This is a genomic window from Streptomyces sp. NPDC032822 (genome assembly GCF_055578825.1).
The window spans coordinates 90296-96788 of the sequence record NZ_JBVIOL010000023.1; the positions used below are offsets into that span (position 1 = coordinate 90296).

At 71.3% G+C, this 6493-nt stretch carries 5 protein-coding genes and 1 pseudogene; 4 read left to right on the forward strand and 2 right to left on the reverse strand.

Going from position 1 to position 6493, the window contains the following annotated elements; all coding sequences use genetic code 11:
- Positions 1–6 precede the first annotated feature (6 nt).
- Both ACZ5VD_RS38595 and ACZ5VD_RS38600 read left to right on the forward strand, forming a co-directional pair.
- Complete coding sequence (locus tag ACZ5VD_RS38595) at positions 7–699, forward strand: response regulator transcription factor (RefSeq protein WP_468685121.1); 693 nt, start codon at positions 7–9, stop codon at positions 697–699.
- A complete protein-coding gene (locus ACZ5VD_RS38600; protein ID WP_468553768.1) occupies positions 696–2147 on the forward strand; it encodes a HAMP domain-containing sensor histidine kinase in 1452 nt (483 codons plus the stop codon). Before ACZ5VD_RS38595 ends, ACZ5VD_RS38600 begins: the two co-directional genes overlap by 4 nt.
- 300 nt (positions 2148–2447) lie before the next feature.
- Here the strand turns inward: ACZ5VD_RS38600 and ACZ5VD_RS38605 are convergent, their stop codons facing one another.
- Both ACZ5VD_RS38605 and ACZ5VD_RS38610 read right to left on the reverse strand, forming a co-directional pair.
- Positions 2448–4598 carry an MMPL family transporter gene (locus tag ACZ5VD_RS38605; protein WP_468685122.1) on the reverse strand — a complete coding sequence of 717 codons (2151 nt, stop codon included), beginning with the start codon at positions 4596–4598 and terminating at the stop codon, positions 2448–2450.
- Between the two features lie 10 nt (positions 4599–4608).
- Complete coding sequence (locus ACZ5VD_RS38610) at positions 4609–4992, reverse strand: hypothetical protein (protein ID WP_468553766.1); 384 nt, start codon at positions 4990–4992, stop codon at positions 4609–4611.
- 236 nt (positions 4993–5228) lie between these two features.
- Here ACZ5VD_RS38610 and ACZ5VD_RS38615 point away from each other — a divergent pair, with 236 nt between their 5' ends.
- Both ACZ5VD_RS38615 and ACZ5VD_RS38620 read left to right on the forward strand, forming a co-directional pair.
- Positions 5229–5615 carry a YrdB family protein gene (locus ACZ5VD_RS38615; protein ID WP_468553765.1) on the forward strand — a complete coding sequence of 129 codons (387 nt, stop codon included), beginning with the start codon at positions 5229–5231 and terminating at the stop codon, positions 5613–5615.
- A gap of 419 nt (positions 5616–6034) precedes the next feature.
- Positions 6035–6365, forward strand: a pseudogene (locus ACZ5VD_RS38620) (CoA-transferase); the annotation flags it as partial.
- Positions 6366–6493: the final 128 nt, after the last annotated feature.

The following is a 6493-nucleotide window of genomic DNA, read 5'->3' on the forward strand; positions in this document are numbered from 1 at the left end:
GCCGGCGTGCGGATCATGATCGCGGATGATGACGCGGCCATCCGTGAGTCGCTGGAGCGGGTACTCCAGGTCGAGGGTTACGACACCAGCACCGTCGCCAACGGTCTCGCCGTGCTCGACGGGGTCGGTGGGGCCGACGGTGACACGCTGGATCTGCTGCTCCTCGACGTGATGATGCCCCGCCTCGGCGGGTTGGAGACCTGCCGACGGTTGCGGGCCGCGGGTCGGGATCTGCCGGTGCTGATGCTGACCGCCCGTGACCAGGTCTCCGACCGGGTCACGGGGCTGGACGCGGGCGCCGACGACTACCTGCCCAAGCCGTTCGCCACCGAGGAGTTACTGGCCCGGGTGCGGGCCCTGCTGCGCCGGCGCACGCCGACCGACGAGGAGTCGCAGATCCTGTCGTTCGCCGACGTCCGGCTCGATCCCGACAGGTTCGAGGCGTGGCGGGGCGAGCGGCTACTGCGCCTGACCCGGACCGAGTTCTCCCTCCTGCAGGTCCTCGTGTGCAACGCGACCCGGGTCGTGACCCGCGACGCGCTGTTCGAGGCGATCTGGGGCTTCGGCATGAGCTCCACCGCCAACAACCTCCAGGTGTACGTGAGCTACCTGCGCCGCAAGATGGAGGCCGAGGGTGAGCCGCGACTGATCTACACGCTGCGCGGCCTGGGATACACGTTGCGGGAGACTCCTCCGTGAGCGGGCCCGCCGGCCGGGAACCGCGCCGGCTGACCCGATGGTGGCGCCGGCAGTCCCTGCGGACCAGGCTGACGGTGATCGCGGCGACGGCCATCGCGGTCAGCGTGTTCGCGGCCTTCCAGGTGGCCAGCGAGCTCCTGGACTGGGAGCTGCAGGACACCGCCGCGAATCAGCTACGCGCCGACTCCCGCGTCCTGGCGACGAACGCGGAGCGCGCCGGTCTGGCGCAGGTCCAGCTACCGCCGTATCCCGGATCCGGTCGGCTGGTGCGGGTCATCCTGCCCGACGGCTCGATCCGGACACCGGCCGGCCAACCCGCGCTGCCCCCGGTCAGCGAGGACGCCGGGCGCGTGGCGCAGGGCGCGTCGGCCGACCTGATGGAGTCGAACGACAGCGACGAGGACGGCTACGTCATCTACACGCTGCGGGCGGGCGACGGCGCGGTCCAGGTGGCCCGCGTCGTCGACGACAGCCCGATCAACCGGTTCGGGTTCGGCATGCTGCTGATCGGGCTGCTCTGCGTGGTCGGCGGCGCCCTTGTCGGGCGGACCGTGGCGCGGACCGGGCTGGCACCGATCGACCGGCTGACCGCCGCCGCGGTACGTGTCGCGCACACCCGGGATCTCGACGCCGACATCCCGGATGAGGGCGGTGGGGAGATCCGGCGGCTGATCCAGTCGATCAACGACATGCTCGCCGCGCTCCGGGACTCCCGGCGGGCCCAGCGGCTGCTCGCCGAGGACGCCGCCCACGAGCTCAAGACCCCGCTCACCAGCCTGCGCCTCAACGTCGAGCTGCTGATCCGGCTCGATCGGCGCGGCACCCTGGACAGCGCACTGCCGGCGGCGAGCAGGACCCGGCTGCTCGACGATCTCGGCGCCCAGGTGGCCGAGTTGAGCACCCTTGCCGCCGAGCTGACCGACCTGGCGCGCGGTGACGTCGGCGACGAGAGCACCGAGGTGCTCGACCTCGCCGACGTTGTGGGGGCCGCCGCGACCCGGGCGCGTTCCCGCGTGCCCGACATCGAGGTCGCGCTCGACGTGACCTCTGTGTGGGTGAGCGGGCGTCCCGCTGCGCTGGAGCGGGCGGTGCTCAACCTCATCGACAACGCCGGCAAGTGGTCCCCCGCGGACCAGCCGATCCAGGTCCGGCTCCGTGCCGAGGGCGCGTCGGCGGTGCTTGAGGTCGACGACGCCGGGCCGGGCATCGACGCCGCCGACGTACCACGGGTGTTCGACCGGTTCTACCGTGCCGACAGCGCCCGGGCGTTGCCGGGATCCGGTCTGGGGCTGTCGATCGTGCAGCGGGTCGTCGACGCCCACGGCGGCCGGGCCGCCGTCGCCCGCTCCGCACGCGGCGGCGCGCTGCTTCGGGTCGACCTCCCGACCGCGGCCCCGCCCGTCCCGATCGCGCGGCTCACCACCGGGGAGGACTCCGCGGTGCGCTGACCCGCCCCGGCGGCGCGGCGCAGGACAGGGGACGGCGGCCCTCGGGCATGGCCCCGCGCGGCTCACCGTCGGGGCAGGACACGGTGTGCCGACCCCAGTCCCGGCCGCAAGGCGCAGGACCAAGGGTGGCGGCCGTCGGGCAATGGCCCTCGCGGCCCACCACGGGGCAGGACACCGCGATGCCCCCCCAGTCCCGGCGCGCGACGCAGGACCAAAGGGCGGCGGCCGTCGGGCCCATGAAGAAATCCGGGACGGGGCTGGGTCCCCGTCCCGGATCTCGTCCGTGCCGTCGCGCTCACCTCACCGTTGCAGCGCGGGCTCCTTGTCGTCGGCGAGCGGCTGTCGACCGTCCGGCAGCTCCGCCGCTGGACGGGACAGCCGGCTCGGCCACCACATCCGCCGGCCGATCAGCAAGGTGAGGGCGGGCACCAGGACCGACCGCACCAGCAGGGCGTCGAGCAGCACGCCGAAGGCGACCAGGAACCCGACCTCGACCAGCATCACCAGCGGAAGTGTGGCGAGCACCGCGAACGTGGCCGCCAGGACCAGGCCTGCCGAGGTGATGACGCCACCGGTGGCCGAGAGGGCTTTGAGCATGCCCTCTCTGGTGCCGAGGCGCACGGTCTCCTCCCGGGCCCGGCTGGCCAGGAAGATGTTGTAGTCGACGCCGAGCGCCACCAGGAACAGGAATGCCAGCAGCGGCACCGAAGAGTCGATCCCCTTGAACCCGAGGATCGTGTCGAAGACGAACACGCTGCCGCCGAAGGCCGCGGCGAAGGAGACGATCACGGTGGCCATCAGGACCAGCGGGGCCAGGATCGCGCGCAGCAGCAGCCCGAGAACGATCAGGACGACGACGAGCACCAGCGGGATCACCAGCTTCTCGTCGCGCTTGGTGGTCACCTCGGTGTCGAGGTTCTCCGCACTCGGCCCGCCGACGATCGCCTCCGCCCCGCTCACCGCGTGCACGGCGGTGCGCACCCGCTTGATCGTGTCGTACTCCGCGACGGTGTCCGGCGCGTCCTTCGGGAACACGGAGATGTCGGCCCAGCCACCGCTGGTCTGCTCCGGGACGGCCAGGGCCACACCGCGAGTGTCCTTGACGATGTCGAGCACCCGCTCCTGGTGCGCCGGCCGCGTGAAGACCGTCATCGGCTGGCCGCCGAGCTCCGGGAAGTGCTGGCGGAGAACGGTGAAGCCGGTGACCGACTCCGGCGCGGACAGGAACTGGTCCTGCTCCCGCAGGGCGCCGGTGTTGCCCGCCAGCCCGAGGGCGAGCACGCCGAGGACTCCGAGCGAGCCGAGCGTCGCCACCCACCGGCGGCGGCCGATGGCGGTGCCGAGCCGTCCCCACAGCCCCGGCTTCTCCTCCACGGCCGTGCTGAGCCGCGGGACGGCCGGCCAGAAGATCCGCCTGCCGAGCACCACGAGCACCGCCGGGAACAGCGTCAGCATGGCCACCAGCGCGCACAGGATGCCGGCCGCACCGATCGGGCCCAACCCGCTGGTGCTGTTCAGGTCCGCGACGAGCAGGCAGAGCAGGCCGGCGACCACGGTGGCCGCGGACGCGACGATGGCCGGCGCCGCGCCGCGTAGCGCGTGGACCATCGCGACCCGGACGTTCTCATGGTGGTGCAGTGCCTCCCGATATCGAGCGATGAGCAACAGTGCGTAGTCCGTGCCGACGCCGAACACCAGGATCGTCAGCAGCGCCGAGTTCTGGTCGTTGACCACGATGTTGAAGCCCTTGACGAGCAGGTAGACGGTCCCCATCGAGGTCAGTGCGGCCGCGCCGACGGCCATCAGCGGGATGATCCACAACACCGGGCTGCGGTAGGTGAGGATGAGCAGGAGCGTGACGACGACGATGGTGGTGAGGAGGACCTGCACGTCGATGCCGTCGAAGACGGCATCCATGTCGCCGTCGATCGCGCCGGGGCCGGTCACGTCGAGTTCCAGGCCGGAGGGACGGTCCTTCGCGGCGTCACGTAACGGGCCGACGATGTCCTCCGGTGCGCCGTAGGCCGTGCTCACCTCCAGGGTGAACATCATCGCCTTGCGGTCGGTGGAGAGGCTCGCCGGTGAGCCCTCGTCGTCCTCGCCGGCCGCCGCCGTCTCCTTCGGCGGGTACCGCTTGGCAAGGGTGTCGTAGTGGCGCTCGACCGTCGCGCGGTCGGCGTCGGTCATGCCGCCGGCGCGGTGGTACACGAAGACGAACGTGTTGTTGTCACCGCCGGGGAGACTGTCGTCCAGCACCGCCACCTTGGTGGACTCGGCACTGGCCGGCAGGGTGTCTACGGCGCTGTCGGTGGTGACCGAACTCAACTTTCCGCTCAGCGGCACCATGCCCGCCGCCAGCACCAGCCACAAGCCGATCACCAGCCAGGGCACCCACCGGCCTGCCAACCGACCGGCCGGCGCTTCCCCGGACGGCGCTGCGTTGACTGCCATCACTAGCCTCCTACATACGGATTGCATCGCTTATCTGGATGCCTCTTTCATACGGAGAAAACCTGAGACGACCGTTAATGCGGTGCTCAGGCCGGTTGGCCGAACCATGTGCCCAGCGCACGCACCGGCGTGGTGGCGTCGAGGTCCCGCCCGGTGGGCAAGGCCCGGGCGAGACACAGCCGTCGGGCCGGATGAGCGACGCGTCGACGTCCACCCGGTCCGTGCGGGCGGTGACGACGTCCGGGTCGGGCCGCTCCGGCATCACCTTCATGTCCGGGCACAGGGTGCCGACGAACCGGTGGTCGTCGCCCCGGTCGTACCGGACGTCCATGCCGGCGAGCATGTCGGCGACGTACCGGTGGGCGTCGTCGAGGTCCATCAGGCCGGAGAACATGCACCAGCGCGGGAACCGTCCTCGCGAGTCGCGGCAGTGGAGGCTCTGGGGCGGCGGATCGCTGTGGCCGACCACAGTCCCCGCCTCGTTCGGGTCGTCGGCTCTTGTCGAGGCTTCCCGGTTGCGGAAGGATGCTTCAGTCCACCCGGCGTGACATGATCCACGACTGTCAGCACGCGCGAGTCGGCATCAACAGGGGACGATGAGATGCTGGTTGAGACACCTACGGAGGCTTGGTGAACGTCACGCTGGCGCTCGCCAACAACGACGCCATGCTCGCGATCCGCTTCCTGCTTGAGCTGGTCTCGTTGCTCTGCCTGGCCGTCTGGTCCTGGCGCAAGGTCCCCTCTCCGTGGCGCTGGCTGCTGGTCGTCGCACTGCCCGTGGCCGTGGGCTGGGCGTGGGGTTCCTTCGCCGTACCGGATGACCCGTCCCGTTCTGGCGAGAGTGATATCGACACCCCCGGAGCAGTGCGCCTGCTCCTCGAACTCACCGTGTTCTTCGGCGCGGTGGCCGCGCTGCACTTCGCCGGCCTCCGCCGCGCGGCCCGCTGGCTCCTTGTGATCATGGTCGGCTACCAGGTCCTCGCCTACGACCGAATCGGCTGGCTGCTCAGCCACTGATCCGTCTCCGATCCGTTCGCGCCGCCTGCCGGATGTGTGCCGGCGAGCCATCCCTCCCACGGAGCCACACCCAACTCCGACTTCCTCAAGCGCGCCCGGAAGAGGAGACAAGCCGAGGGAGGTCATCGCCCGCACGATCACCGACCTGGCGACGGTCGGCGCCCCCCACCACCTGGGCACTCTCCCACCACGACGACACCGCCCACGCCACCCGCTACGGCCGCACCCACACCGGCATCACGACCCCGCTGCGCGACCAGGGCCACTCCGCCACCCTCACCGCCGCCGCCGTGAACGTCGTACCGCCCAAGCTGACCGGCATGGCGGGCGCCACCCCCAGCCTGGTCCGCGACCTCGGCCAGACCCTCGGCCCCGCCATCGTCGGCGCCGTCGCCCTCGCCCTCGCCCTCGCCCTCGGCATGGCCGCACGTCACATCACCGGCAGCCTCGCCGACGCGGGCCTTACCCCCAAGGAGCACGGCATCGCCTCCGCCGTGCTCAGCGGCGCCCTGCGCGCGCAGGGCGCCGGCGGCCTGCGCGTGGTCTCCAACAACTGCGGCGTGGACGGCCAGGGGCTCGGCATCCTGCCGCATCGCCCGGGTGACCGGCTCCTACGTGGGCGAGAACAAGGAGTTCGCCTGCCAGTACCTCGCCGGTGAACGGGAAGTGGAACTCACCCCGCAGGGCAGCCTCGCCGAACGGCTGCGCGCGGGCGGCACCGGCACCGTCCCGGCCCTGAGCCCGGTGGGGAACGCACGATCCTGCCCCGGACGGACAGGTCGACTAGGGCCTGTGTGAGGTCGTGATCATTCTCGGGTTCTGGTCCCGTGCGGGGACGGGACCTGGTAGGACGCTGGGTGTGACACGTACGCAACTCA